Consider the following 25,078-nt stretch of genomic DNA (forward strand, 5'->3'; position numbering starts at 1 on the left):
AAATGGATCATGCTGCCCGTCGCTTGTAGGACTCCATCGCGAACCAAGCGCGCCACTATGACGCGGGCGTGCCCTTCAGCCTCGTTGAAATTCTCGAGGCAGCCGAACGCCTGTTGGAAGATGGGCGTGCTGGCTATCCAACGTATGAGATCGGCTCGTTCGGCGCGCGTCACGTCTAGCATGTGATAGACAACCAGCGCGCGTACGGCATGTTGCCGATGGCGATCGGGGTCGCGCTCAAATGCGTCAAGCCGTGCCCTTGATTGGGCGATGGCGCCGGCGACGTCCGTGAACGCATCGCCATGACCCGGCAGGACCACGCGCGGCTCCAAGCGCTCGATGATGTCGAGCGTTTCGCGCGTCTCCCTGAAGCCTCCTTCTCCGCTCAGTGCCGGGAAGATGATGGCGAGCCGGCTGGCCCAAAGCGCATCTCCACTGATCAGCACCCTCTGCCGCGGTTCGAAGAGGACCACTGCGTCGGGGTCGTGTCCCGGCGCGGCGTGGACCTGCCATTCACGGCCGGCGAGCGCAATGGACTGGCCCGGTTGCAGAAACTCGTCGACGGTGAAGGGCTCGCACGCCTGTCCAGTGAGTCGATAGCTCAGCAACGCTTCGTCCCATGGCGCAACAGCTGATCGGTAGCCGGCGGGGACGGAAATCCGCACATCCGGCCATGCGCGACACAACAGTGCGTTGCCTCCACAGTGGTCGCTGTGCAGGTGGGTGTTGACGATGCGCGACAGCGGCTTGTCTCGCAGCGCCGCGCCAACGAGCGCAAGGGTCTGATCGCCATGGCTGACATAGCCGGTGTCCACCACAGTGGCCGGCAGCTCCCCTTCGCCGCGGAACACAATGTTGTTGGCCGATAGCCAGCCGCGCACGAGCAGCTGCGCGCCGACTTCATGCAACGCGGCCGTAGCCTGGGCGAAACTCAGGCGTTTTGCCGACGTTGGTCTTCGGCAATGACTCCCGGAACTCGATATAGCGCGGCCGCTTGTAAGCAGTGAAGTTGTCCCTGCAATACGACGACAAATCGTCTTCGGTCAGGCTGCCATCGCGCTTCACGACGAAGAGCTTCACGGCCTCGCCGGACTTTGCATCGCTCACCCCAACGGCGGCGCACTCCAGTACGCCGGGATGCAGGTTCACCACCTGCTCGATCTCGTTGGGATACACATTGAAGCCCGACACCAGGATCATGTCCTTCTTGCGGTCGACGATGCGGATCTGGCCGTCCGTGTCCATGACGCCAATGTCTCCGGATTTGAAGAAACCATCTTCGGTCATGACCTTCGCCGTCTCGTCGGCACGATTCCAGTAGCCGGCCATCACCTGTGGACCGCGAATGCAGATCTCGCCGGGCTGGCCGCAGGGAACGTCATGCCCCCCATCGTCGCGGATCGCGATGTCGGTCGAGGGCACCGGCAGGCCGATCGTGCCCGTAAAGCCCTGGATATCAAGCCGGTTGCTGGTGGCCACCGGTGAGGTCTCCGAAAGTCCATAGCCCTCCACAATCGGGCAGCCGGTCAGCTTGAACCAGCGCTCCGCGGTGGCCTTCTGGACGGCCATGCCGCCCCCATTGGCCACCACGAGGCCGGAAAAGTCGAGACGCGCGAATTCGGCGTCTCCCGCCAGCGCGTTGTACAAGGTATTGACCGCCGGGAACATGTTCACGCGGTGGCCCTGCAGTGCCTTCACGAAGGCGCGCATGTCTCGGGGGTTCGGGATCAGCACGTTCAACATGCCCAATCGTGCGCCCATCATGTAGCAGATGGTCAAAGCGAAGATGTGGTACAGGGGCAGGGCACACACCACGGTCAATTGCTGATCCCCCACCTTGTTCAACGTGGGACGGAACCAAGCCTCGGTCTGCAGGATGTTCGCGACCACATTGCGGTGCAACAGCGTGGCGCCTTTGGAGACGCCAGTCGTTCCACCGGTGTACTGCAGGAAGGCGACGCTGTCCGGGCCCAGCGCGGGGCGGCGCAGCGTGAGCCGGGTGCCCTCGGCCACCGCCATGTTGAACCGGATGACGCTGCGACCACGGTCCAGCGGAAGGCGAAACTCCGGCACCATCTTGCTCACGTGGCGCACGGCAAAGTTGATGGCCAGCCCTTTCCAGAGGCCCATCAGGTCGCCGGTCGACGCGAGCACGACATGCTGCACCTCGGTGTCGTCGATGATCTCCTGAAGCGTCAACGCGAAGTTTTCTAGCACGATGATCGCGCGTGCGCCCGAGTCCTTCAGCTGGTGCTGCAGTTCGCGCGGCGTGTACAGCGGATTGACGTTCACGACGACGAACCCCGCGCGCAGGATCGCGGCGATCGAGACGAAGTACTGCGGCAGGTTGGGCATCATCACCGCGATGCGGCTTCCCGGTTCGAGCCCCTGGGACTGGAACCATGCGCCCAAGGCCTGCGAAAGGTCATCGACCTCCGCGAAACGCCAGCGCGAACCCAGGCACTCCGCCGCCGGGCGCCGCGCGTAGCGACGAAATGCGTCTTCAAGAAGGTCGACCAATGAGCCAAAGGCCGACGTGTCGATCTCGGCGGGCACGCCTTCGGGGTAGTTCTTCAGCCAGGGTCGGTCCACAAGTGCTCCGGAATTGGTTCTGATGCTGCAGGCCTCGGATGGTCCGGAGGCCGGGGCGGGTGAGCTACGGTAGTTGTCCTAACGGCCCGCCATCACAGTTGCCCGTGCCAACCTGCGGCAACGCCAGCGGATCGGCAGCAAACAGCGCATCGGCCAGGGCCTGTTCACGCTGCTGGACGATTTCCAGGAACCAGCCGGCGCCGCTCATCGCGCCGAAGGTATCGAAGCCGGTTTCCAGAAAGCGCTGCAGATCCGACAGGCCCGCGGCCTGAGCCGGCCGCCGCATCATGTGCAGGGTGGTGCGCAACATGCGCCGCCGGGTGTAGTGGTCGAGCGCATGACCGATCTCCACCGTCAGGCCGATCTGTTTCCGTCGCGCGTCCGGGCGGCCGGTCGCCTGCCATGCGCGGGCGTAGGTGGACGCCTCCAGCGCCGCGGACGGCAGGTGCCGGGCCATCTGGCTGTCCAGTGATTCCGACAGGGCATGCAGCGTCGCCAGCGCGGCCACTGTCTCGATGATCTCCTGGGGAAACAAGCGCACCAAGGCCGGCACCACGCGGGCGAACTGCGCGTCGCGCGCCGCAAACTCCTGCGGGCCGTACAACTCCGCCAGAAAGAACCGCGCGGCCCCCTGGTATCGTGCGTCCTGCAGCAGGTCAGCATAGGTGCGTGCGAACCGCCGTGCCTGATAGTCTTTCAACGCGAAGACCCGTTCGGCCAACCCGGCGTCTGCAACGCGCTCGGCCCGCAGCCGATCCACGATCTGCAATTGATCCAGAATCTCGCTTGCGCTTGCCCCCATGCTGCAAGCCTAACCGGCCCTGCTGTCGTTTCTGCACGAGCCGATAGACCCTCTTCTCTAGCCGACCCTCGAACCGTCCAGTGCAGCCGCCCCGATCGAATCTTGCCGACCTCCAGCGCGGGCTGGTGCTGCTGGCACTGCTGTCAGCGGCTGGTTGGTGGTGGTGGAGTACGGTTCAGGGCTGGGCCCTCCCGGTCCGCCTGGCGGTGCTGCTGCTGCTGTTGATGCCCCACGCGCCGGTGCTGGCACTCGAGTTCGTGATGCTGGCGCGCTTCAGCAGCCCTTCGCCAGCGCCTGCCCCGCGTTGGCACGAGGTGCTGAAGGCTTGGGCCGGTGAGGTGGTGATGGGCCTGCTGACCTTCGCCTGGCGTCAGCCATGGCGCTGGCGGTCCGTGCCCGATCATCTTCCCGCTTCGGCCCAGGGCAGGCGCGGCGTGCTGCTGATTCATGGTTTCGTCTGCAATCGCGGCTTGTGGCTGCCCTGGCTCGAGCGTCTGCGCGCGCTCGGGCGGCCCTGCATGGCGATCAACCTGGAGCCCGTCTTCGGCTCGATCGACGACTACGTGCCGCTGGTCGAAGCGGCCGTCGCCCGCCTTGAGTCAGCGACTGGCCAGCCACCGTTGATCGTCGCTCACAGCATGGGCGGTCTGGCAACGCGGGCCTGGCTTCGGCAGCATCAGGCAGATGCCCGGTGTGCGGGCGTGGTGACCATCGGCACGCCGCATCGCGGCACCTGGCTGGCGCGCTTTGCGTTGACTGCCAATGGTCGCCAGATGAGGCGCGGCGGGCCCTGGCTGGCCGCACTCTCCACGGCCGAGCCGCCACAGCGGTACCAGCGCTTCACGTGCTACTTCAGCCACTGCGACAACATCGTCTTTCCGGCCGCCACCGCCATGCTACCGGGCGCAGACAACCGGCATCTGGCCGGCACGGCCCATGTCGACCTGGTGACGCGCCCCGAAGTGTTCGAAGAAGTGCTCCGCCGGCTCGATGCGCCGGCTGCGTGACGCGCCCGGCGGCTCGGCCCGCGCGCCTCAGCCGTCGATTTCGTGCAGCAGGGCCAGCGTCGGCGCGCGTCCCATCGTCAGCAGGGCCGCGATCTCGTCGACATCGTCGGGCAAGGCTGCGTTGTCCCAGCCCTGTGCCGTGTGGCGGGCCAGGCGAATGGCCAACTGCACGTTGCGAACCTGCGGCGACATGCTGGCATGGTCGTCGCTGATGCGCACCAGCAGTTCCGGAAGTCGCCACGCCTTCATCAGGGCCTGCTGCAGGTCGGCCAGCTTCACGTGCAACACGGCCTGCTGCGCGTCGGCCGAGCGAAGCGTCGGATCGGCCTGCAAGCGACGGGCGATGTCGAGCGCCAGCGCCGGCGCATGGACCCACAACAGCATTTCCGCGAAGTCGTGCAGCAAGGCTGCCTCATGGATCACGGTGGCGTCGTGATCGAAGCGGTGCACCGCGAAGCCCAGTGCAAAGCGTGCCGCGCGATGCGAACGGTGCAGCACCGCCTGCAGGCCGGCGAACGCCTCGGCCTCCCCGGCCAGCCTGTCTTCGACCGAAGCCTGGTCGCCAAAGGCACGGAAGAACGGCGGAATGCCCAGCAGCACGATGGCTGCCGTCATCGTCTCGACGTCGGCCGTGGCCCGTGCCGAACGTCGTTCGGCGACGTGTCGCAGCAGCTTCAACACCATCAGCGGATCGTCGCCCAGTGTGTCGGCCAGCAGATGGGCATCGACCGCATCCTCATTGGCGCCCAGTTCGGCGATGGCCGCGATGCTGCTGGCCAGCACCGGGATCTCCCGCTGCTGCAGACAGGCCACCCAGGCGGCCACGTCATGCGGCGCCTGCGTCAGGTACGGCGTGTCGATGACATGGGGCATGGTGCGGTGTTGGGCTTCACGAACTCGTATCGGCTTTATCGGCTGCTTGATGATCAAGCTTGAGGAACGTCCGCGGGCAAGGCGCCCATCGGGCGGACCTCCTGCATGTCAACTCACAGCCGACGCACGCCCGGCACATGGCCGAAGTACTCGCCGTCCACGTAGAGCGCACCCTCCGGCGCACCGGCTTCGGCGTAGAACTCCAGCTCGGGCGCGCGCTGCATGCCGCGGCCGGCCTGGGCGGCGCGCACGCGCCGCGAGAGCCTGGCCAGTGCGACGCTGGCACTGCGCAACGCGAAGGCGGCGCCCTGGCGGATCAGGCTGCCGCTTGGCGCGGCGAGGGGGCCGTGGAGGCCTTGCAAACTCTTGCTCATGGTCGTCTCCTGGGCCCGTACCCGCCGACCGGGGGCTGGGAAGGGCCTGTGGGTTCAGGTATCGGGATGTCGTTCTTTCAGCAGCTCGCGCTGCAGCTCACGCTTGGTCAGCTGGCGTTGGGCGCCCGCACTGCGTCGGTGGCTGCCGGCCTGTCGGTGCAAGGCGGCCGCCACCAGCGGATTGCGCGGCTTGAGAGGGGTGACAGTCATCTTCATGGAGGTCTCCTGGGCAAAACACGAACCGAGCATCGTCAAAAAGCACAACGGCCCGGGCGCTGTTGGCGACCCGGGCCGTTGGTGGAGGGGCAGCGGAGCTGCCGCGTCAACCAGCCGTGACCCCGGGTGGGGTGCCAATGCGTCCGATGACGCCGCCTGTTGCATAGGCCGATGCCTGACCCGACGTTCCTGCCAGCAGCGGCATGGCTTTCGGGGTGTGGCAGGACATCGAAGGAACCATGAACAGTTGAGACTCGGGTGGAAATGGGTTGATCGGGGGTGTCGTCGCTGCCCGCCATCCGGATGCGGGTGGCTCTGTCAACGACTTGCGCAGATGATAAACGTTTCTTTATCTGATGCAATAGCCGGGCAGGCGCATCAGGGTAAATCCTGATCGACGAGGGTGATCAGCGTTTGCGCTTCAGGGGTGCCACCCCGGTCTGGGTGCGAGCCCACAGTGCATGGTCGTCTGGCGCGCTTGCGGGCGGCGTTGGCGCGGTGGGGGTGGCCGTCGATGCGCCGGCGGCTGGGGGCGGGCTGGGTGTCAACACCTCGCCCAGAAGGTCCAGCAGTCTCGTGCGCGCGCGCTGAGGGTGACGGCGGTAGTAGGTCAGCACCAAGCCGACAATGAAGCGCTCGTCATCGTCCTGCGGCAGGTGACCGGGCTGCGCGGGCGACACCGCGAGGGGCAGGGCCCCGCTCGCTGCCAGCGGCGCCTGCGGTCCGTGGGGCACGTCCATCCAGCCATGCGGCTTGCGGCACAACTGCTCGAACTGCCGGGCCAGCCGCTCGCCGATCTGCCGCGATCGGCCCTTGATCTGGCTCCAGTAGCTGGGCTGGATCTGCAAGCGCTCGGCAAAGCGTCGTTCCAGCCCGCGAAGCGTTGCGGCGTCCGGCGCGCTGACCGTGGCCTGCACGAATTCGTCGAACAACAGCAGGGCGTTGTCGAGGCGGATGCGCGCGACGTCAGGCGGCGGAGTCATGCCTGAATGATAAATCCTGCTTGATCATCAGAGGCAGAAGCGCGACGCGACGCTTCTTTAATAAGAATCGTTCTCATTTGTGTTAGAGTTGTTGAGCGCTCTATCCACAACCCATGTCCTGTCCATCCTCCGCTCTCCCCGCACCCTGGCCGCGCCGCCGCGACGCAGGCCTGGCCCCGGCCCAGCAGCGGCTGCTGGTGGCGGGTGTGGTGGCGGCCCATGTCGCGGCCGTCTGGGGCCTGTGGCAGGTACGGGAGGTGCGCGAGGCGGTGGTCGAGGCCGTGCCGATGGTCTTCAGCATCGTGCAGCCGGCCGCGCCGCGCCCGCCGGCGCCTAACGCCCCGCCGAAGCCGGTGCCGCCATCGCCAAAGCTGCCGCCGCCATCGCCGGTGCCGGTGATCGCTGCTGAGCCCAGCCCCGCGCCGGCGACCTTTGTCGTGCCGGTGCAGCCCGTGCTGCAGCCAGCCCTCGCGCTGGCGCCGCCGGTCGCGCAGGCGCCCTCAGCGCCACCCGCGCCACCCGCTCCTCCTGCCCCTGCGCCGGTGCCGCGCACGATCTCGGCGAGCGAAGTGCAGTTCCTCAAGACACCGGTGCTGCAGTACCCGGCGGCATCGCGTCGGGCGCGCGAGACCGGCCGTGTCGTGCTGCGCCTGTTCATCGACGAGCGCGGCCAGCCGCGCCAGGTGCAGGTGAACCGCTCGTCCGGCTTCCCGCGCCTGGACGACGCGGCCGTTGCGGCGATCCAGCAAGCCCTGTTCAAGCCCCACACCGAGAACGCTCAGCCAATCGGCGTGTGGGCGCTGGTTCCCATCGACTTCGATCTGGAGAAGTGACACGTGAGCACTGATGCCGCTGGCCTTGGATTCGGCCATTTCCTGATGCAGGCCGATGCGGTCGGCAAGACGCTGCTGGTGCTGCTGCTGGTGATGTCGGCGCTGTCCTGGATCATCATCCTGGCCAAGGGCGTGTCGCTGGCGGTGGGCCAGCGCCGCAGTGCCGAGTTCCTCGGCCTGTTCTGGAACGCACGCTCACTTGACGAGGTAGGAGGCGAGCTCCGAACCCATGGCGCGCGCGATCCGTTCTCGCATCTGACCAGCCATGCGATGCAGGCGCAGGAGCATCACGCGCGCTACGGCGCGGCCAAGCTCTCGGAGGCGGGCAGCGCGAGCGAGTTCGTCACCCGCACGATCAAGAAGGTGCTCGATGAAGAAACCACGCGGCTGGAAAACGGCCTGACCTTGCTGGCCACGGTCGGCGCCACCGCGCCCTTCGTCGGCCTGTTCGGCACCGTCTGGGGCGTGTACCACGCGCTGGTGGCGATCGGCATGAGCGGCGCCGGAACACTGGACAAGGTGGCCGGTCCGGTGGGCGAAGCGCTGATCATGACCGGCATCGGCCTGGCCGTCGCGATCCCCGCGGTGATGGGCTACAACTGGCTGACCCGCGCGAACCGCGTGCTGCTGGGCAAGCTCGACGCCTTTGCCTACGAGTTGCACACCTTCGTCTCGATGGGCCAGCCGCTGGCCATCGGCCGGCCCGACGAAGCCACCGCCGGCAGCCACCTGCGCGCCATGCCGGCGCGCGCCTGACCGGAGGCCCGCTGCCATGGCCTTTGCCAGCTTCGATGCCAAGCGCTCGGGCGCGCCGATGTCGGAGATCAACATGGTGCCGCTGATCGACGTGATGCTGGTGCTTCTGGTGATCTTCATCGTCACCGCCCCGCTGCTGACCCAGGCCGTCAAGCTCGAATTGCCCAAGGCCAGTTCCCAGGTCAACGACCTGCGGCCCGAGAGGATCGAGTTCGCGATCGATGCCGCCGGCACGCTGTACTGGAACGGCGAGGCCGTCACCCGCGCCGAGGCGCAGCGCCGCTTCGCGCTCGAGGGCAGGAAGCCGGTGCAGCCCGAGATCCACCTGCGGGCCGACCAGAACGTGCCCTACCGCCATGTGGCCTTTGCGCTGGCCGATGCCTCGAAGGCCGGCCTGACCAAGGTCGGTTTCATCAGCGAGCCCGATGCGGCGCGCTGACCGGCGCCCACGGCCGCACCGCCCGGCCCGCATCTCCCTTCCAACCATCGCACCCGCCAGCCTGTGCAAGCCCGTGCCACTGCACCGAACGAGAACCTCATGGTGATGCATCGCTCCCGCACGACCTCCCGCCGCCCCGTCGCGTCTGCCGCACCCGCTGCACCTGCCGCGGCGACGCGCCTGCTGCCGCTCGGCGCGCTGGCAGCCGGCTTTGGCCTGCTGGCCGCGCCGGCGCTCGCGCAGACCCCTGCCGTCGCCGCTCCGCCGCCGGCCGGCGCCGCCTCGGCCCCGCGCGCCGAAGCCACCTTGCCGGGCCTGTCGGTCAAGGCCAAGCTCGAGACCGACGCCACCTCGGTGCGCCTCGGCCCCGCGCGCCGAAGCCACCTTGCCGGGCCTGTCGGTCAAGGCCAAGCTCGAGACCGACGCCACCTCGGTGCGGGCCACCACCACCACCATCGGCAAGGGCGTGCAGGACCTGCGCGACATCCCGCAGTCGGTGACCGTGGTGACCGAGAAGCTGCTCGACGACCGACGCGTCGACACGCTGAAGCAGGCGCTGCACCAGACCGGCGGCGTCACCTTCATGGCGGCCGAAGGCGGCGAGGAAGACGTGCGCCTGCGCGGCTTCTCGCTGGCCACCAGCGGTGACATCTACGTCGACGGCCTGCGCGATCCCGCGTTCTACGACCGCGACACCTTCAGCTACGACCGCGTCGAGGTGCTGCGTGGCTCGGCTTCGATGCTGTTCGGCCGTGGCTCCACCGGCGGCGTGGTCAACCAGGTGCACAAGCAGGCTTTCCTGAGCAATGCCAACCAGGTGGATTTCACGCTCGGCAACGGCGGCTTCTATCGGCTGACGGGCGACTTCAACCTCCGGCTCGACGACCGCTCGGCGCTGCGCCTCAACGTGATGGGCAACAAGGCCGACAACTGGGGCAACCAGATCGACAAGCAGGGCCTGGCGCTGAACTACCGCGCGGGTATCGGCAGCAACGACGAGTTGTCCGTCTCGGGCTACTACCTGCACAACGACAACGGCATCAACTACGGCCTGCCGTGGCTGCGGGTGAATGCCGCCAGCGCCGACCCGTCGACGCTGATTTCGGGCCTGGACCCCAAGGTCTACTACGCGGCGGCCAGCGACTACAACGCCGGGGGCGCGCAGTACGTGACCGGCAGCTGGACCCACCGCTTCGGTGGTGGCGGCGGCGAGCTGAAGTCCACGCTGCGCTACGGCGAGTACGACCGCGACATGCGTGCCGGCACCATCCGCTTCTGCGTTGCGCCCGCTTGCGCCGGCTTCACCACGCCCAGCCTGAGCGGACCGGTGGCCGTGACCGCCGCCACGCCCATCACCCGCGGCACCAACAACAAGGTGCAGGACCTGAAGACCGCCTACGCGCAGGTGGACTACAGCAACAGCGTCAAGTGGCTGGGCCTGGACCACGAGGTGTTGTCGGGCATCGACCTGGCCCACGAGCAATTCAGGGGCTATGCGATGGTGCTGCCCGCCGGCGTGACGCTGGACAAGAACGCCGTGCACACCAGCTTCGGCACGCCGAACGACGGCACCGGCTGGGTCGACGAGTCGCTGCGGCAGAAGCGCCAGCAGGCGGCTTTCGATGCCCAGTCGATCGGCATCTATGGCCAGGACCTGATCCAGGTGGCCGCGTCCTGGAAATTGCTGGCCGGCCTGCGCTACGACAAGTTCAAGGGTAGCTACCAGACCCTGCAGACGGCCACCCTGGCCACGGTGCCGGTCGGTACCGTCACCGCCGACCGCGGCCGCTCCGACGGCCTGTGGAGCAAGCGCTTCGGCGCGCTGTACCAGCCGAGCGAGACGATGTCGTTCCACGCCTCCTACGGCACCTCGTTCAACACCTCGGGCGATGCCTACCAGTACGACGCGCCGGGCTCGAACACGCCACCGGAAGCCAGCCGCAACATCGAGATCGGCGCGAAGCTCGACCTCTTCGATGGCCGCCTCAGCACCCGCCTGGCGATCTACCACGCCACCAAGTTCAACGAGCGCAACCGCGATTCGCCCACCAACGAGCCGCTGGCGCAGTACCTGTTGTCGGGTCGGCGGCACACCGCGGGCATCGACCTGGACGTGGCCGGGCGCATCACGCCGCAATGGGAGATCTACGGCTCCTACGCCTGGATTCCGGTGGCCCGGGTGGACGTCGGCAGCGTGCCGAATGCCAGCGGCGGCACCAGTTCGATCAGTGGCGAGGCCGAGGGCAGCCGCCCCTCGCTGACCCCGCGCCACAGCGGCACGATCTGGAACACCTACCAGGTCACCGAGCAGTTCCGTGTCGGCGCCGGCCTCAACTTCCGCAGCGCGCAGACCCCCAACCGCAACCCGGTCGGCATCGTGGCGCCGAGCTGGATCACCGGCGACCTGCTGTTCGAGTACACGCCCACCCAGCAGCTGGGCTTCAAGCTCAACGTGCTGAACGTGACGAACAAGTTCTATGCCGATTCGCTGTACACCGGCCACTACATCCAGGGTGCGCCGCGCACGATCAACCTGACCGTCACCACCCGCTTCTAGAGGTTCCGCCGTCCATGCTGCTGCACGTCCGACAGGTGCTCACCGCCGAAGAGCTGCGCGAGGCACGCGCCATCCTTGCGCAGGCGCCGTGGGCCGATGGCCGCGTCACCGCCGGCGTGCAGTCGGCCCAGGCCAAGAACAACGAGCAGCTGCCGCAGGATGGCGACGTGGCCCGGGCACTGCAGCAGATCGTGCTGCGCGGGCTGAACCGGCATGCGATCTTCTTCTCGGCCGCGCTGCCCCGGCGCGTGTTCCCGCCGCTGTTCAACCGCTACGCCGGTGCGACCAACGCCTTCGGCAACCATGTCGACAACGCGGTGCGCTACCTGCCGGGCGGCAACGCCGAGCGGGTGCGCACCGACATCAGCTGCACCTTGTTCCTCGCCGAGCCGCACGAGTACGACGGCGGCGAGCTGGTGGTCGAGGACACCTTCGGCGAGCAGCGCGTCAAGCTGCCCGCCGGCGACATGGTGCTGTACCCCGGCACCAGCGTGCACCGCGTCGAGCCGGTCACGCGCGGCGCGCGCGTGGCCAGCTTCTTCTGGCTCGAAAGCATGGTGCGCAGCGACGAGCAGCGCCGCCTGCTGTTCGACATGGATTCGCACCTGATGCGCCTGCGCGCCTCGGTGGGCGAGGCCGACCCCGCGGTGATCGGCCTGACAGGCACGTATCACAACCTGCTGCGCATGTGGGCCGACGTCTGATCGTTGACCGCATGGCCGCTCTTTTTGACTGAAAGGAAGTCCAAGATGAAGACCCGTACCCTGCTGACCTCCGCCGCCGTGGCCCTGCTGCTGGCCGGCCAGGCCCGGGCGCACGACGAGAAGTGCGAGCCGATCCCCAAGGCCGAGTGGCGCCCGCAGGCCGAGCTCGAGCGCAAGCTCACCGACGAGGGCTGGAAGATCAGCCGCGTGAAGATCACCAACGGCTGCTACGAGGTCTACGGCCGCGATGCGAAGAACAACAAGATGGAGACCTTCTTCCATCCCAAGACCTTCGAGGTCGTCACCGCGCCGAAGAAGTGACTTCGCGCGCGACCGGCGCCACGGTGCCGGTGTGGGACCGGCCGGTGCGGCTGCTGCACTGGACGCTGGTGGCCAGCGTCGTGCTGGGCTGGTTCACGACCGAATGGCGCACCGGCTGGCACCAGCCCGTGGGCTATGCCGGCCTCGCGGCGCTGGTGCTGCGCCTGCTGTGGGGCTGCGTCGGCAGCCGCCATGCGCGCTTTGCGCAGTTCGTGCGCGGGCCGCGCGCCACGCTGGCCTATGCGCGGGCCCTGAGCGCGCGGCGCGCGCCACGCCACCTGGGCCACAACCCGCTGGGCGGCTGGATGATCGTCGCGCTGCTGGGCTGCATCGCCGGCCTGGCGCTGACCGGCTGGCTCTACACCACCGACTGGCTGTGGGGCGACGAGACGGTCGAGACCGTGCACCGCGCGCTGGCCTGGGGCCTGCTCGGCCTGGTGGCGCTGCATGTGGCCGGCGTGTTGTTCACCGGCCGGCGCCAGCGCGAGAACCTGGTCGCCGCGATGTTCAGCGGCCGCAAGCGCGCGCCGGCCGGCGACGACGTGAGCTGAGGGACCGGGCTGTCCCGACCGCGGCGCGCTACTCCTCGTCGTGCGCCTTGTAGTTACTCATCAGCTGCTGCTGCACGGTGGGCGGCACCGGTTCGTAGTGCGACAAGGCCAGCGTGTAGCGGCCCTGGCCACTGGTCATCGCGTTCAGCCGTGACTGGTAGCCCGCCAGCTCCGACAGCGGCGCCTGGCCTTTCACCACCATCGTGCCCACCGCGCCGTTGTGCGTGCCGTTGATCAGCCCGCGCTTGGCCGAGAGGTCGCCGGTGATGTCGCCCATCGCCGAATCGGGGGCCGTGATCTCGACGTTGACGATGGGCTCCAGCACGATCGGCCGCGCCTCGCGGATGGCGGCCATGAAGGCCTTGCGGCCGGCGGTGACGAAGGCGATTTCCTTGCTGTCCACCGAGTGGTGCTTGCCGTCGTAGACGATGACGCGCACGTCCACCACCGGGTAGCCGGCGATCGCGCCCACCGTCAGCACCTCGCGCACGCCCTTCTCGACGGCCGGGATGAACTGGTTCGGAATCGTGCCGCCCTTGACCTGGTCGAGGAACTCGAAACCCGCGCCGCGCGGCAGCGGCTCGATGCGCAGGTACACCTCGCCGAACTGGCCGGCGCCGCCGGTCTGCTTCTTGTGGCGGTGGTGCCCTTCGGCATTCGCGGTGACGGTCTCGCGGTAGGCAATGCGCGGCGGCTTGGTGTCGACCTCGAACTTGTAGACCTCGCGCAGCCGGTCCAGCAGCATGCGCAGGTGCAGCTCGCCCAGGCCGTAGACGATGGTCTCGTTGGTGACGGCCACGTGCTCGATCTTCAGGCACGGGTCCTCGTCGATCAGCTTGCTCATGATCTCCCACATGCGCTGCTCGTCGCCGCGTCGTTTGGGTGATATGGCCAGCCCGTGCACCGGCACCGGGAAGGGCAGCGGCTTCAAGTGGATGTGGTCGTCCTCGGCGGCGTCGTGCAGCACCGCGTCGAAGTGCAGCTCGTCGACCTTGGCCACCGCGCAGATGTCGCCCGGCACCGCGCGCGGCACCTCGACATGGTCCTTGCCCTGCAGCATGAACAGGTGCCCCACCTTGAAGGGCTTGCGGCCGTCGCCGATGTAGAGCAGGCTGTCCTTCGTGATGGTGCCCTGGTGCACCCGCAGCACGCCCATCTTGCCGACGTAGGGGTCCACCGTCACCTTGAACACATGGGCCAGCACATGCGCGCTGGGGTCGGGCTGGGCGTGCATCAGCTTCGCGTCGGCGCCTTCGCCGTTCAGGAAGTCGGGCGGGTTGCCCTCGGTCGGGTTCGGCAGCAGCTTGACGATCACGTCCAGCAGCTCGGCCACGCCGGCGCCGCTGCGCGCCGAGACGAAGCACACCGGGATCAGGTGGCCTTCACGCAGCGCCTGCTCCAGCGGCGCGTGCAGTTCGCTGGCGTCGACGTCGCCGTCGTTCAGATAACGGTCGACGAACGCGGCATCGACCTCGACCACCTGCTCCACCAGCGCGCGGTGTGCGGCTTCCACCGCGCCGAAGTCGCTGTGGCCGGCGCGGTTGTAGAAGCAGTCGACCACCTTGCTGCCGCCGGCATCGGGCAGGTTCAGCGGCAGGCATTCCTTGCCGAAGGTGGCCTGGATCTGCGCCAGCAGCCCGGCCAGGTCGACGCCCTGCGCGTCGATCTTGTTGACGATGATCAGCCGGTCGAGCTGCCGCTCGGCCGCGTACTCCATCATGCGCACCGCCATCGGCTCGATGCCGGTGCTGGCGTTGATGACGATGGCGGCGGTTTCCACCGCCTCCAGGGCCGGCAGGCTCTGGCCGACGAAATCGGGGCCGCCGGGGGTGTCGATGAAGTGGATGCGCGTGCCAGCATGGTGGGTGTGCATCACCGCGGCGTTCAGCGAGTGCTGCATGCGCTTTTCGAGCGGATCGAAGTCGCTGACGGTGCTGCCGCGTTCCAGGCTGCCGGCGGCGCCGATGGCACCGGACTTCAGCAGCAGCGCCTCGGCCAGGCAGGTCTTGCCCGAAGCGGAAGGTCCGACGAGGGCCAGGGTGCGGATGTCGGCCACCTGGACGGCGCCGGACGCGAGTGGGCTTGGCATGGGCTGTCTCCTTTCGCCGCGATCGGGGACCCAGCCTATGCCTGTCGACCCGGCCGCGCAAGTGGGATGGATCAGGGGTGGCGCGGCGCGCGCGGCCGCCGCGCGCTCACTCGTGGCGCAGCGCCTCGATCGGGTCCAGTCGCGCCGCGCGGCGCGCCGGCACGAAGCCGAAGACCACGCCGATCGCGGCCGAGAAGCCGAAGGCCAGCAGGTTGATGCCCGGATCGAACAGGTAGGGCACCTGCATCGCCGTGGCCAGCGCCCAGGAGGCGAGTGTGGCCAGCAGCAGCCCGGCCAGGCCGCCGAGCGCGGCCAGCACCACCGCCTCGATCAGGAACTGCGCCAGCACCTCGCGCTCCAGCGCGCCGATGGCCAGGCGCAGGCCGATCTCGCGGGTGCGCTCGGTCACGCTGACCAGCATGATGTTCATGATGCCGATGCCGCCCACCAGCAGGCTCACCGCCGCCACCGCGCCGAGCAGCGAGGTCAGCAGCGCGGTGGTGCCCGACAGCGTCTCGGCGATCTGCTGCGTGTCGAGGATGTTGAAGTTGTTCTCGTCGCCGGGCCCGAGCTTGCGGCGCTCGCGCAGCAGGCCGGTGATGGCGGCTTTCACGCGCTCGGGGTCGCTGTCGGCCTTCATCGACACCAGCAGCGTGTTGACGCGCGTGCTGCCGGTGACGCGGCGCTGCGCGGTGGCCACCGGCACGATGACGGTGTCGTCCTGGTCGGCCCCCATCGCCGCCTGGCCCTTGGCGGCCAGCAGGCCCACCACCTCGCAGCTGAACTGCTTGACGCGCACCGCGCGGCCGATCGGGTCGGCGCTGCCGAACAGCTCGCGTCGCACGGTGGCGCCGATCACGCACACCGGCGCGCCGGACTCCAGCTCGGCGGCTTCGAATGGGCGGCCGGCGGCGAGCTTCCAGTTGTTGGTCTGGAAGTAGTCGTTGGTGCTGCCGGTGACGGTGGTCGACCAGTTCTTGCCGTCGGCCACCACGGTGACGCCCGAACGCACCTCGGGCGCCGCCGCGGCCACGCCGCCGATCTGGCTGCCGATGGCCTGCACGTCGGCCAGCTTGAAGGACGGCGCCCCGGCCCCGCCGCCACCGCCGCCGAAACTCAGACGCTGGCCCGGCCGCACCATCAGCAGGTTGCTGCCCAGGCTTTCGATCTGCGCCTTCACCGCCATCGTCGCGCCGTTGCCCACGGTGACCATCGTGACCACCGCTGCCACGCCGATCACGATGCCCAGCGTGGTGAGCACCGATCGCATCAGGTTGCGGCGGATGGCACGCAGCGCCAGCAGCAGGGTGTTCCAGAACATCAGGCCGGCTCCGCCTGGGGCTGCGGGCTGCGCAGTTCGTCGCGCTCGACCCGGCCATCGCGGAAGTGCACGACGCGGTGCGCGAACGCGGCCATCTCGGGCTCGTGCGTCACCATGATCACGGTGATGCCGTGGTCGCGGTTCAGTGCCACCAGCAGCTCCATGATCTCCAGGCTGCGCGCGGTGTCCAGGTTGCCGGTGGGCTCGTCGGCCAGCAGCAGCGTGGGCGCGCTGACGATGGCCCGCGCAATGGCCACGCGCTGCTGCTGGCCGCCCGAGAGCTCGGCCGGCGTGTGGTGTTCCCAGCCGGCCAGGCCCACCTGGTCCAGGGCCTGCCGAGCGTGCTCGCGCCGCTGCGCGGTGCCCTCGCCGCGGTACAGCAGCGGCAGCTCGACGTTCTCCTGTGCGGTGGTGCGCGCCAGCAGGTGGAAGCCCTGGAACACGAAGCCCATGTGGCGGCGCCGCAGCAATGCGCGCTGGTCGCGGCTCAGGCCCTGCACCGGCACGCCGCGGAAGTGGTAGCTGCCGTCGCTGGGCGTGTCCAGGCAGCCGATCAGGTTCATCGCCGTGCTCTTGCCCGAGCCACTCGGGCCCATCACCGCGGTGAACTCGCCGGACGCCACGTCCAGGTCCACGCCGCGCAGCGCCTGGAAGGCCGCGCTGCCGCTGCCGTACGTCTTGGTGATGCCGCGCAGCCGGATCAGCGGCGGCGTCGCGCTGTCCGTCATCGCGTGCCACCGGTCTGGTCGGTGATGATGGCCAGCCCTTCCTGCAGGCCGTCGCCCGAGACCTCGGTGAAGCGGCTGTCGCTCAGGCCCTTGTGCACCTTCAGCGCCACCGGCGCGCCGTCCTTCAGCTGCCACAGCGTGGCCTCGCCACCGCCGCGGGTCACCGGACTCGCGCTGCGCGAGGCGGCGACGGGCGGGCGCGGCAGCAGCTTCGAGACCAGCGAGCCACTGCCGCCCGCATCCCGTCCGGCCGCGCCATTGGCCGGGCTGTAGCGCAGCGCGCTGTTGGGCACCAGCCAGACGTTCTGCCGCTCGGCGGCCGCGATGGTGGCGGTGGCGGTCATGCCCGGGCGCAGGCTCAGGTCGGCGTTGTCCACGTCGAGCAGCGTGGTGTAGGTCACCACGTTGTCGGTGATCGTCGAGCCGAAGGCCACGCGGGTCACGGTGGCCGGGTACTGCCGGCCGGGCTGGGCCGACACGGTGAAGCGCGCCTTCTGGCCGGCGCGCACCTGGGCCACGTCGGCCTCGTCGACGTTGATCGACAGGCGCAGCTGCTTCAGGTCCTCGGCCAGCGTGAACAGCGTGACGGCCTGCAGCGAGGCCGCCACCGCGTAGCCGGGCTCGACGTTGCGGCTCAGCACCACGCCATCGATGGGCGAGCGGATGGCCGCCTTGCCGAGGTTGGTGCTGCTGGTGGAGAGCGTGGCCTCGACCTGGCCCACCGCGGCCTGGGCCGCCGCCTGGTCGGCCACCGCACGCGCCAGCGTCGCGCGGGCCGCGTCGTGGTCGGCCTTGGCCGGCAGCTTGCCGTCGGACAGCCGCGCCAGTTCGTCCAGGCGGCCCAGTGCCGCGCGGGCTTCCACCACGGTGGCCTCGGCCTGGCGCTGGCGCGCCTGCGCGGCGGCGAGGTCGGCGCGCGCGCCGGTCACCGCGTCCTGCAGCTTCGCGGTGTCCAGCTGCACCAGCAGCTGGCCCCGCTTCACCGGGTCGTTCACATCCACCAGCACCTGGGCCACGGTGCCCGAGAGCTCGCTGCCGATGGCCACCGAGCGGGTGGGCTGCAGCGTGCCGTTGGCACTGACGGTGATGGCCAGCGCGCCGCGCGCCAGCGGCGTGGTGCTGTAGTGCGGCGCACGCGCCTGCTCACCGCTGCTGCGCCACCAGGCCCAGCCGCCGGCGGCCAGCAGCAGCAGCGCGGCCAGCAGCCACGGCGTGGTGCGCCGCCACCAGGGGCGCTGGGCGTCGGCGCCCAGCAGGTCGGCCAGCGTGGCCTTGTCGGAAGCGGCAGCATCGTTCATTGCATCAACGGCCGGCGGCGGCCAGCGGGGGAGGGGTCACGGCCTCGGCTGCGGGCCAGCCGCCGCCGAGGGCCTTGTAGAGGCGCACCTGGTTCAAGGCCAGCTCCGTGCCGGCCTGCGCCAGGCTGTCGTCGGCGGCCACCGCGCTGCGCTGGGCGTCCAGCAGCACGCTGAAATCGGTGGTGCCGGCCTGGTAGCGCAGCCGGGCCAGGCGCAGCACTTCGCGCTCGGCACTGGCGGCTTCGGCCAGCTGCTGCAGCTGTGCCTGGCCCTGCACCAGCGCACTGAGCGTGTCTTCCACGTCCTGGCGGGCCAGCAGCACCGCGCCGAGATAACTTGCATTGGCAGCGTCCAGCGCGGCCTGCTGGGCCGCCACCTGGGCGCGGGCCGCGCCGCCGTCGAACACCGGCCAGCTGACCGTCGCACTCAGCCCCGACACCAGCGTGCCGCTGCCGCCCAGCGCGGCCAGCGTCAGCGCCTGCAGCCCCAGCCGGCCGCTGATGCTGAACTGCGGCAACCGTGCGGCCTGGCGCTGGTCCAGCGTGGCCAGCGCGGCCTGGACCGTCCATTCGGCGGCCAGCACGTCGGGCCGACGCCGCAGCAGGTCGGCCGGCAGGCCCAGGGCCGGCAACGGCGGCAAGCCGGGCGGCGGGCCGGCCGATGCCAGGCGCCGGTCCAGGCTGCCGGGGGGCAGGCCCAGCAGCAGCGCCAGGCGGTGCTCGTTCTGTTGCAGCGCGCTGCGCAGCGCCGGCAGGCGTGCGGCCGTCTGCGCCACGCTGCCGCGCGCCTGTTCGACATCCAGCGCGCTGGCCAGGCCGGCCCCGTGGCGCCACTGCGCCACCGCGAGCGAGTCGCGCTGCAGCGCGAGGTTTTCCTCGGCCAGCGCGATCTGGCGGCGCTGGCCATGCCATTGCAGGTAGCCCAGCGCGACCTCGCCGAGCACGGCGATGCGGGTGCCCGCCGCGCTGGCGGCGCTGGCTTCGGCCTGGGCCTGCAGCGCCCGCAGCGCGGCGTGCTGGCCGCCGAACACATCCGGCTCCCAGCTCGCGTCCAGCCCGAGCGCCACGCTGTGCGTCGACTGGCCGCCGCTGCGGTTGCGCGCAGCGCTGGCCGAGCTGCCCAGCTGCGGCAGCAGGCCGGCGGCACCGGCCTCGCGCAGCGCGCGCGCGCGGGCCAGGTTGGCCTGGGCGACGCGCAGGTCCAGGTTGGCGGCCAGCGCCTCGTCGATCAGGCCATCGAGCACCGGGTCGTTCAGGCCGCGCCACCAGCCGGCCAGCGTGGCGGCATCGGCGGCGCCCGCCAGGTCCGCCGGTGCGCGTTGCCAGGCCGGCGCGGAGGCTGCGCTGCGGGCCGCCGCGCGCGCCGGATCGGCTGGCATCGGGCTTGCGCAGGCAGCCAGCAGCGCGGCGCCCAGCAGCGCAGGCAAGGTCAGGGGACGAAGGGGCAGCATCGTGGACGAGAGCTTGCAGCCAGCCGAGGTCACGGCGCCGACCGGCGATGCCGCTTGCTTGACGGCGATCAAGAAATGCGACGACGCACCGCCGCTGTGCGCCGCCGCCAGCGGCCGCACGCCACCGGGGCCGACAGCCGATCGGCCGCCCTGCGCCGGTGCGCCGACACCGCCGCCGAGCCGGTCTGCCCCAGAAAACCGGCTGGCCCGCCGCTTGCTTGTATACCGACTAGAACACCAGATGGCGTGCAAGCCCGTGGTGCCCAGCTTGATCAGCAGGAGTGAGCAGCAATGACGCAACGAGGACTTTGGAATCGGCGTGACTGGATGCGCGGCACGAGCGCGCTGGCGGCGGCGGGCATCGGCACGGGGTGGGGCCTCGAGGCCCGGGCACAGAAGCCGCTGACCGTGGGCTTCATCTACGTCGGCCCGCGCGACGACTACGGCTACAACCAGGCCCAGGCCGAGAGCGTTGCGCTGGTCAAGAAGATGGCCGGCATCAAGGTGGTCGAGGAAGAGAACGTGCCCGAGACCAACGCGGTGCAGAAGACCATGCAGGGCATGATCGCGCAGGACGGCGCGACGCTGCTGTTCCCGACCTCGTTCGGCTACTTCGACCCGCACATGCTGGCGGTGGCGGCGAAGAACCCGAACATGCGCTTCGCCCACTGCGGCGGCCTGTGGACCGAGGGCAAGCACCCGAAGAACACCGGCAGCTTCTTCGGCTACATCGACGAGGCGCAGTACCTCAACGGCGTCATCGCCGGCCACAGCAGCAAGAGCAAGAAGCTCGGCTTCATCGCCGCCAAGCCGATCCCGCAGGTGCTGCGCAACATCAACGCGTTCACGATGGGCGCGCGCTCGGTCGACCCGAAGATCACCACCACCGTGATCTTCACCGGCGACTGGAGCATGCCGGTGAAGGAGGCCGAGGCCACCAACAGCCTGGCCGACCAGGGCATCGACGTGTTCACGATGCACGTGGACGGACCCAAGGTCATCGTCGAGACCGCGGCCAAGCGCGGCAAGATGGTCTGCGGCTACCACGCGAGCCAGGCCAAGCTGGCTCCGCAGGCCTACCTGACCGGCGCCGAGTGGAACTGGATCAGCGCCTACAAGCAGATCATCGACGCCGCGCAAAGCGGCAAGCCGCATCCGAACTTCGTGCGCGGCGGGCTGAAGGACGGCTTCGTCAAGAGCTCGCCGTATGGGGCGATGGTGGCCGAAGGCGCGCGCAAGAACGCCGAGGACGTGCGCGCCAAGATGCTCAAGGGCAGCTTCGACATCTTCGTCGGCGAGCTGAAGGACAACACCGGCAAGGTGGTGATCCCCAAGGGCAAGGCCTTCAAGCAGACCGATGTCGAGCTGGAGGGCATGAACTACCTCGTCGAAGGCGTGATCGGCAAGGTCTGAACCGCGGACCCGCACCATGGCCCGCACCGCCCAACCCTGGCACGCACCGGCTGAAAGCCTGCTGCTGCCCACCGGCGCGCTGATCGCCGCGCTGCTGTTGTTCGGCCTGTTCGTCTGGTTCGGCGGACAAAGCCCGTGGGAGGCCTGGACCCTGCTGTTCCGCGGCGCGTTTGGCGACGCGTTCTCGTGGCAGAACACGCTGACGCGCGCGGCGCCGCTGATGCTCACCGCGCTGGCGGTGGCGCTGCCGGCGCGCGCGGGCCTGACGGTGATCGGCGGCGAGGGCGCGCTGGTGCTGGGGGCGCTGGGCTGCGCCGGCCTGCCCTACCTGATGCCGCTACCTGGCAATGTGAGCGGCAGCGTGCTGGTGCTGGCGGCCGGCGCGCTGCTCGGTGCGGGCTGGGTCGCGCTGGCCGGTGCGCTGCGGCAGTACCGCGGCGTCAACGAGACCATCTCCAGCCTGCTGCTGGGCTACATCGCGATCGCGCTGTTCAAGCATTTCGTCGAAGGGCCAATGCGCGACCCGGCCAGCCTGAACAAGCCCTCGACGCGGCCGCTGGCCGAGGCGCTGCGCATCGGGCCGATCGCGGCCGACAGCGTGCTGGGCGACGTGCACTGGGGCCTGGTGATCGGGCTGGTGCTGTGCCTCCTGGCGGGCCTCGCTGCGCATCGGGCCGATCGCGGCCGACGCGTGCTGGGCGGCACTGGGGCCTGGTGATCGGGCTGGTGCTGTGCCTCCTGGCGGGCCTCTGGCTCAGCTTCACCGCTTCGGGCTTCGCGCTGCGCGTGGTGGGCGGCAATGCGCGCACCGCGGCGCTGGTCGGCCTGCCGACCAACCGCTTGATTGTTCTGGCCTGCGCCGCCGGCGGCGCCTGTGCCGGCCTGGCCGGCGCGCTGGAAGTGGCGGCCGTGCACACGGCGGCCAATGCCTCGGTGATCGCGGGCCTGGGCTACACCGGCATCCTGGTCTCCTTCGTCGCACGCCACAACCCGTGGGCGATTCCCATCGTCGCCGTGCTGTTCGGCGGCTTTGGCGCGGCCGGCAGCATGCTGCAGCGGCGGATGGGGTTGCCCGATGCCTCGGTGCTGGTGCTGCAGGGCTTTGCCTTCGTCTTCATCCTGGCAGCCGAGGCGCTGCGCGGCCGGTTGTTCCAGCTTGAGGTGCCGGCGATGGTCAAGCTGCGGCTCGTCTCGCACATGGGGAGGACCGTCTGATGTCGGCGGAGCTGTGGTTCGACCTGCTGCTGGCCATCGTCGGCGGCGCGGTGCGCGTGGGCACGCCGTTCCTCTTCGTCAGCCTCGGCGAATGCCTGACCGAGAAGTCCGGCCGCATCAACCTGGGCCTCGAAGGCGTGCTGGTGTTCTCGGCGATGGCCGGCTTCGGTGGCGCCTACCTCAGCGGCTCGGCCTGGCTGGGTGTGCTGCTGGCCGGTGTCAGCGGCGCGGCGCTGGCGCTGCTGCACGGCCTGCTGTGCTCGCTGCCGCGCGTGTCGGACATCGCCACCGGCATCGCCTTGATGCTGCTCGGTGCGGGCCTGGCCTTCTACCTTGGCAAGGCGCTGATCCAGCCGCAGGCGCCGCAGATCCCGTCGATCGGCCTGGGCGCCTGGAGCAGCACGCCGTCGGTGCAGAGCGCGCTGTCGATCAACGCGCTGTTCCCGCTGGGCGTGGCGCTGGCCTTCCTGCTGCGCTGGGGCCTGGCCAACACGCGCTTCGGGCTGATCGTGCGCATGGCCGGCGATTCCAGCGATGCCGCACGCGCGCTGGGCTATTCGGTCAACGCGGTGCGCATTGCCGCCACCACCGTCGGCGGCTTCATCGCGGGGCTGGGCGGCGCGTCGCTGTCGCTGTACTACCCGGGCAGCTGGAACGAAGGCCTGTCCAGCGGCCAGGGGCTGATCGCGGTGGCGCTGGTGATCTTCGCGCGCTGGCGGCCGCTGCACTGCTTCGGCGCCGCGCTGCTGTTCGGCGGCGCCGGGGCCGTCGGGCCGGCGCTGCAGTCGGTGGGCATCAGCGGCGGCACCTACCTGTTCAACGCGATGCCGTATGCGCTGACCTTGCTGATCCTGGTCGTCACCTGTTCGCCGCAGCGTTCGATCAAGGGCGCGCCGCTCGAACTGGGCATGAATCGCTGACCTTCCTCTCGCCTCATCACCGGAGCCTTCCGCCATGCCGACCATCGCCTCCGAGCCCTATGCCTGGCCCTTCGACGGCAGCCTGACGCCGCAGAACACCGCGCTGGTGATCATCGACATGCAGACCGACTTCTGCGGCCACGGCGGCTATGTCGACAAGATGGGCTACGACCTGTCGCTGACGCGCGCGCCGATCGAGCCCTTGAAGGCCCTGCTCGCCGCCGCGCGCCGCGCCGGCCTGCACGTGATCCACACCCGCGAAGGCCACCGGCCCGACCTGGCGGCGCGGGGCCCTGCGGCCGCATCCTGGTGCGCGGCGAGCCGGGCTGGGACATCATTCCCGAGCTGTACCCGGTGGAAGGCGAGCCGATCATCGACAAGCCCGGCAAGGGCTCGTTCTGCGCCACGGACCTCGAGCTGATCCTGCACACCCGCGGCATCCGCAACCTGATCCTCACCGGCATCACCACCGACGTGTGCGTGCACACCACGATGCGCGAGGCCAACGACCGTGGCTTCGAGTGCGTGATGCTCAGCGACTGCACCGGCGCCACCGACCGCGGCAACCACGAGGCGGCGCTGAAGATGATCCTGATGCAGGGCGGCGTGTTCGGCGCGGTGTCGAACTCGGCGGCTGTCATCGAAGTTCTCAATACCCTCTGAAAGACGCGGCCATGACGCAAGCCTCTTCCCTCTCCCGGCGCAAGCTGCTGCAGACCAGTGCCGCCTCGGCCGCGCTGATCGGCCTGAGCCGCAAGTCGCTCGCCGCCGACGACAAGATCCTGATCGGCTTCTGGCCCATCGCCTCCGGCCTGCCGCTGTACGTGGGCCTGGAGCGCGGCATCTTCAAGGAAGCCGGGCTGCAGGTGGAAGGCGCCAAGTTCGCCAGCGCGCAGCAGGTGGCCGAGGCGATGATCGCCGGCCGCATCCACGGCTCGGCGAACGGCACGGCCTCGGCCGCGCTGGGCCTGGCCGAGATCACCAGCCCGAACCTGTTCAAGATCATCTGCAGCAACCCGAGCAACCGCAAGCTGGTGCTCGACGAGTTCGTGGTGCCCAAGGATTCGCCGATCAAGAGCATTGCCGAGCTGGCCGGCAAGAAGGTGGCCTCGGGCCCGGGCATCCAGAACGTCACGCTGGCCAAGATCATCCTGGAGAAGAACGGCATCGCGAACCCGGCGGTGATCGAGTTGCCGATCGGCCAGCATGTGCCGGCGCTGGCGGCGGGCCAGATCGACGCGGTGTACACGCTGGAGCCCACCGGCACCGCCGGCCGGCTGAAGGGCCTGACGCGCGTGCTCGAGCCTGGCGTGATCGCGAAGTACGTGCTGGGCGATGCCGATGCGCCCTGGTTCGGCGGCTCGGCCAGCGTGACCACCGCGTTCCTGAAGGAGAAGCCCGAGCTGGCGAAGAAGTACATCGCCGCGTACGCGAAGGCCGTCGAGTGGGTGCGCAAGAACCCCGAGGAGTCGCGCACCCACATGGACGGCTTCACCGCCATCGAGGCCTCGCTGGTGAAGGAAGTGCCGCTGTCGGGCTTCACGCTGTACAACGAGTTCAAGCCCGCCGACGTCGAGTACTTCCAGAAGTTCTTCGACGTGTTCACCGAGCGCAAGATCTTCACGCGCAAGCTCGA

At 69.3% G+C, this 25,078-nt stretch carries 23 protein-coding genes and 2 pseudogenes; 13 read left to right on the plus strand and 12 right to left on the minus strand.

The genetic code is table 11. The features are described from left to right. The 3 genes from ACILR4_RS25415 to ACILR4_RS25425 form a co-directional block, all read right to left on the minus strand. Window positions 1–908 (minus strand): MBL fold metallo-hydrolase (locus ACILR4_RS25415; RefSeq protein WP_395703695.1); only part of this gene is annotated, 908 nt, incomplete at its 3' end. Beyond that, window positions 901–2,592, minus strand: coding sequence for a long-chain-fatty-acid--CoA ligase (locus ACILR4_RS25420; protein WP_395703696.1), 1,692 nt, complete (start codon window positions 2,590–2,592; stop codon window positions 901–903). The genes ACILR4_RS25415 and ACILR4_RS25420, both read right to left, overlap by 8 nt. Window positions 2,593–2,656: 64 nt before the next feature. Beyond that, a complete protein-coding gene (locus ACILR4_RS25425; RefSeq protein WP_395703697.1) occupies window positions 2,657–3,394 on the minus strand; it encodes an FFLEELY motif protein in 738 nt (245 codons plus the stop codon). 206 nt (window positions 3,395–3,600) lie between these two features. On the opposite strand from ACILR4_RS25425, the gene ACILR4_RS25430 reads away from it, so the two are divergent. Then, complete coding sequence (locus tag ACILR4_RS25430; protein ID WP_395703698.1) at window positions 3,601–4,401, plus strand: esterase/lipase family protein; 801 nt, start codon at window positions 3,601–3,603, stop codon at window positions 4,399–4,401. A 27-nt stretch (window positions 4,402–4,428) separates the two neighbouring features. Here the strand turns inward: ACILR4_RS25430 and ACILR4_RS25435 are convergent, their stop codons facing one another. From ACILR4_RS25435 to ACILR4_RS25450, 4 genes are all read right to left on the minus strand, one after another. Beyond that, window positions 4,429–5,331: an HDOD domain-containing protein gene (locus tag ACILR4_RS25435; RefSeq protein WP_395703699.1), complete on the minus strand. Its 903-nt coding sequence runs from the start codon at window positions 5,329–5,331 to the stop codon at window positions 4,429–4,431. A 56-nt stretch (window positions 5,332–5,387) separates the two neighbouring features. Then, window positions 5,388–5,648, minus strand: coding sequence for a hypothetical protein (locus tag ACILR4_RS25440; protein WP_395703700.1), 261 nt, complete (start codon window positions 5,646–5,648; stop codon window positions 5,388–5,390). Window positions 5,649–5,702: 54 nt separating this feature from the next. Then, window positions 5,703–5,864, minus strand: coding sequence for a hypothetical protein (locus tag ACILR4_RS25445; RefSeq protein ID WP_395703701.1), 162 nt, complete (start codon window positions 5,862–5,864; stop codon window positions 5,703–5,705). Window positions 5,865–6,271: 407 nt separating this feature from the next. Then, the gene (locus ACILR4_RS25450; RefSeq protein ID WP_395703702.1) at window positions 6,272–6,847 is read right to left on the minus strand and encodes a hypothetical protein; all 576 of its coding nucleotides are present in this window, start codon (window positions 6,845–6,847) and stop codon (window positions 6,272–6,274) included. 113 nt (window positions 6,848–6,960) lie between these two features. Here ACILR4_RS25450 and ACILR4_RS25455 point away from each other — a divergent pair, with 113 nt between their 5' ends. The 7 genes from ACILR4_RS25455 (at window position 6,961) to ACILR4_RS25485 (ending at window position 13,008) form a co-directional block, all read left to right on the plus strand. Beyond that, the gene (locus ACILR4_RS25455; RefSeq protein WP_395703703.1) at window positions 6,961–7,680 is read left to right on the plus strand and encodes an energy transducer TonB; all 720 of its coding nucleotides are present in this window, start codon (window positions 6,961–6,963) and stop codon (window positions 7,678–7,680) included. Window positions 7,681–7,725: 45 nt separating this feature from the next. Then, window positions 7,726–8,436 (plus strand): MotA/TolQ/ExbB proton channel family protein, encoded by a 711-nt coding sequence (locus ACILR4_RS25460; RefSeq protein ID WP_395703717.1) that lies wholly within the window; start codon window positions 7,726–7,728, stop codon window positions 8,434–8,436. A gap of 16 nt (window positions 8,437–8,452) precedes the next feature. Next, on the plus strand, window positions 8,453–8,875 hold the full coding sequence (locus ACILR4_RS25465) for an ExbD/TolR family protein (protein WP_395703704.1): 423 nt from the start codon (window positions 8,453–8,455) through the stop codon (window positions 8,873–8,875). 385 nt (window positions 8,876–9,260) lie between these two features. Beyond that, entirely contained in the window at window positions 9,261–11,432 is a 2,172-nt protein-coding gene (locus tag ACILR4_RS25470; protein WP_395703705.1) for a TonB-dependent receptor, read from the plus strand. 14 nt (window positions 11,433–11,446) lie between these two features. Further along, a complete protein-coding gene (locus ACILR4_RS25475) occupies window positions 11,447–12,136 on the plus strand; it encodes a Fe2+-dependent dioxygenase (protein WP_395703706.1) in 690 nt (229 codons plus the stop codon). Between the two features lie 45 nt (window positions 12,137–12,181). After that, window positions 12,182–12,457, plus strand: a complete 276-nt coding sequence (locus tag ACILR4_RS25480) for a PepSY domain-containing protein (protein ID WP_395703707.1) — start codon at window positions 12,182–12,184, stop codon at window positions 12,455–12,457. After that, window positions 12,454–13,008: a cytochrome b/b6 domain-containing protein gene (locus ACILR4_RS25485; protein WP_395703708.1), complete on the plus strand. Its 555-nt coding sequence runs from the start codon at window positions 12,454–12,456 to the stop codon at window positions 13,006–13,008. Before ACILR4_RS25480 ends, ACILR4_RS25485 begins: the two co-directional genes overlap by 4 nt. 28 nt (window positions 13,009–13,036) lie before the next feature. Here the strand turns inward: ACILR4_RS25485 and fusA are convergent, their stop codons facing one another. The 5 genes from fusA to ACILR4_RS25510 form a co-directional block, all read right to left on the minus strand. Next, window positions 13,037–15,097: an elongation factor G gene (gene fusA, locus ACILR4_RS25490; RefSeq protein ID WP_395703709.1), complete on the minus strand. Its 2,061-nt coding sequence runs from the start codon at window positions 15,095–15,097 to the stop codon at window positions 13,037–13,039. A 106-nt stretch (window positions 15,098–15,203) separates the two neighbouring features. Continuing rightward, window positions 15,204–16,418, minus strand: a complete 1,215-nt coding sequence (locus tag ACILR4_RS25495) for an ABC transporter permease (RefSeq protein WP_395703710.1) — start codon at window positions 16,416–16,418, stop codon at window positions 15,204–15,206. Continuing rightward, window positions 16,418–17,146, minus strand: a complete 729-nt coding sequence (locus ACILR4_RS25500; protein ID WP_395703711.1) for an ABC transporter ATP-binding protein — start codon at window positions 17,144–17,146, stop codon at window positions 16,418–16,420. The genes ACILR4_RS25495 and ACILR4_RS25500 overlap by 1 nt, the downstream gene beginning before the upstream one ends. Then, on the minus strand, window positions 17,143–18,444 hold the full coding sequence (locus ACILR4_RS25505; RefSeq protein WP_395703712.1) for an efflux RND transporter periplasmic adaptor subunit: 1,302 nt from the start codon (window positions 18,442–18,444) through the stop codon (window positions 17,143–17,145). The genes ACILR4_RS25500 and ACILR4_RS25505 overlap by 4 nt, the downstream gene beginning before the upstream one ends. A gap of 4 nt (window positions 18,445–18,448) precedes the next feature. Beyond that, on the minus strand, window positions 18,449–19,894 hold the full coding sequence (locus ACILR4_RS25510; protein ID WP_395703713.1) for an efflux transporter outer membrane subunit: 1,446 nt from the start codon (window positions 19,892–19,894) through the stop codon (window positions 18,449–18,451). A 327-nt stretch (window positions 19,895–20,221) separates the two neighbouring features. Here ACILR4_RS25510 and ACILR4_RS25515 point away from each other — a divergent pair, with 327 nt between their 5' ends. The 5 genes and pseudogenes from ACILR4_RS25515 to ACILR4_RS25535 form a co-directional block, all read left to right on the plus strand. Continuing rightward, window positions 20,222–21,307 carry a BMP family ABC transporter substrate-binding protein gene (locus tag ACILR4_RS25515; RefSeq protein WP_395703714.1) on the plus strand — a complete coding sequence of 362 codons (1,086 nt, stop codon included), beginning with the start codon at window positions 20,222–20,224 and terminating at the stop codon, window positions 21,305–21,307. A 16-nt stretch (window positions 21,308–21,323) separates the two neighbouring features. Further along, a pseudogene (locus ACILR4_RS25520) lies at window positions 21,324–22,522 on the plus strand (ABC transporter permease). Continuing rightward, the gene (locus ACILR4_RS25525) at window positions 22,522–23,442 is read left to right on the plus strand and encodes an ABC transporter permease (RefSeq protein ID WP_395703715.1); all 921 of its coding nucleotides are present in this window, start codon (window positions 22,522–22,524) and stop codon (window positions 23,440–23,442) included. The pseudogene ACILR4_RS25520 and the gene ACILR4_RS25525 overlap by 1 nt, the downstream one beginning before the upstream one ends. 118 nt (window positions 23,443–23,560) lie before the next feature. Continuing rightward, window positions 23,561–24,105: pseudogene (locus ACILR4_RS25530) on the plus strand (cysteine hydrolase family protein). Between the two features lie 11 nt (window positions 24,106–24,116). Beyond that, window positions 24,117–25,078: ABC transporter substrate-binding protein (locus tag ACILR4_RS25535; protein ID WP_395703716.1), on the plus strand; the 962-nt coding region annotated here is incomplete at its 3' end.

Origin of the sequence: Aquabacterium sp., from assembly GCF_044226965.1 — a bacterium.
Classification (GTDB): domain Bacteria; phylum Pseudomonadota; class Gammaproteobacteria; order Burkholderiales; family Burkholderiaceae_C; genus Pseudaquabacterium.

What these genes read in the sequence shown, in the direction of transcription:
- ACILR4_RS25525 (WP_395703715.1), top strand. Translation starts at nt 22,522, where the DNA reads ATGTCGGCGGAGCTGTGGTTCGACCTGCTGCTGGCCATCGTCGGCGGC.
- ACILR4_RS25465 (WP_395703704.1), top strand. Translation starts at nt 8,453, where the DNA reads ATGGCCTTTGCCAGCTTCGATGCCAAGCGCTCGGGCGCGCCGATGTCG.
- fusA (WP_395703709.1), bottom strand. Translation starts at nt 15,097, where the DNA reads ATGCCAAGCCCACTCGCGTCCGGCGCCGTCCAGGTGGCCGACATCCGC.
- ACILR4_RS25475 (WP_395703706.1), top strand. Translation starts at nt 11,447, where the DNA reads ATGCTGCTGCACGTCCGACAGGTGCTCACCGCCGAAGAGCTGCGCGAG.
- ACILR4_RS25480 (WP_395703707.1), top strand. Translation starts at nt 12,182, where the DNA reads ATGAAGACCCGTACCCTGCTGACCTCCGCCGCCGTGGCCCTGCTGCTG.
- ACILR4_RS25425 (WP_395703697.1), bottom strand. Translation starts at nt 3,394, where the DNA reads ATGGGGGCAAGCGCAAGCGAGATTCTGGATCAATTGCAGATCGTGGAT.
- ACILR4_RS25440 (WP_395703700.1), bottom strand. Translation starts at nt 5,648, where the DNA reads ATGAGCAAGAGTTTGCAAGGCCTCCACGGCCCCCTCGCCGCGCCAAGC.
- ACILR4_RS25450 (WP_395703702.1), bottom strand. Translation starts at nt 6,847, where the DNA reads ATGACTCCGCCGCCTGACGTCGCGCGCATCCGCCTCGACAACGCCCTG.
- ACILR4_RS25505 (WP_395703712.1), bottom strand. Translation starts at nt 18,444, where the DNA reads ATGAACGATGCTGCCGCTTCCGACAAGGCCACGCTGGCCGACCTGCTG.
- ACILR4_RS25515 (WP_395703714.1), top strand. Translation starts at nt 20,222, where the DNA reads ATGCGCGGCACGAGCGCGCTGGCGGCGGCGGGCATCGGCACGGGGTGG.
- ACILR4_RS25495 (WP_395703710.1), bottom strand. Translation starts at nt 16,418, where the DNA reads ATGTTCTGGAACACCCTGCTGCTGGCGCTGCGTGCCATCCGCCGCAAC.
- ACILR4_RS25510 (WP_395703713.1), bottom strand. Translation starts at nt 19,894, where the DNA reads ATGCTGCCCCTTCGTCCCCTGACCTTGCCTGCGCTGCTGGGCGCCGCG.
- ACILR4_RS25455 (WP_395703703.1), top strand. Translation starts at nt 6,961, where the DNA reads ATGTCCTGTCCATCCTCCGCTCTCCCCGCACCCTGGCCGCGCCGCCGC.
- ACILR4_RS25500 (WP_395703711.1), bottom strand. Translation starts at nt 17,146, where the DNA reads ATGACGGACAGCGCGACGCCGCCGCTGATCCGGCTGCGCGGCATCACC.
- ACILR4_RS25460 (WP_395703717.1), top strand. Translation starts at nt 7,726, where the DNA reads ATGCAGGCCGATGCGGTCGGCAAGACGCTGCTGGTGCTGCTGCTGGTG.
- ACILR4_RS25445 (WP_395703701.1), bottom strand. Translation starts at nt 5,864, where the DNA reads ATGAAGATGACTGTCACCCCTCTCAAGCCGCGCAATCCGCTGGTGGCG.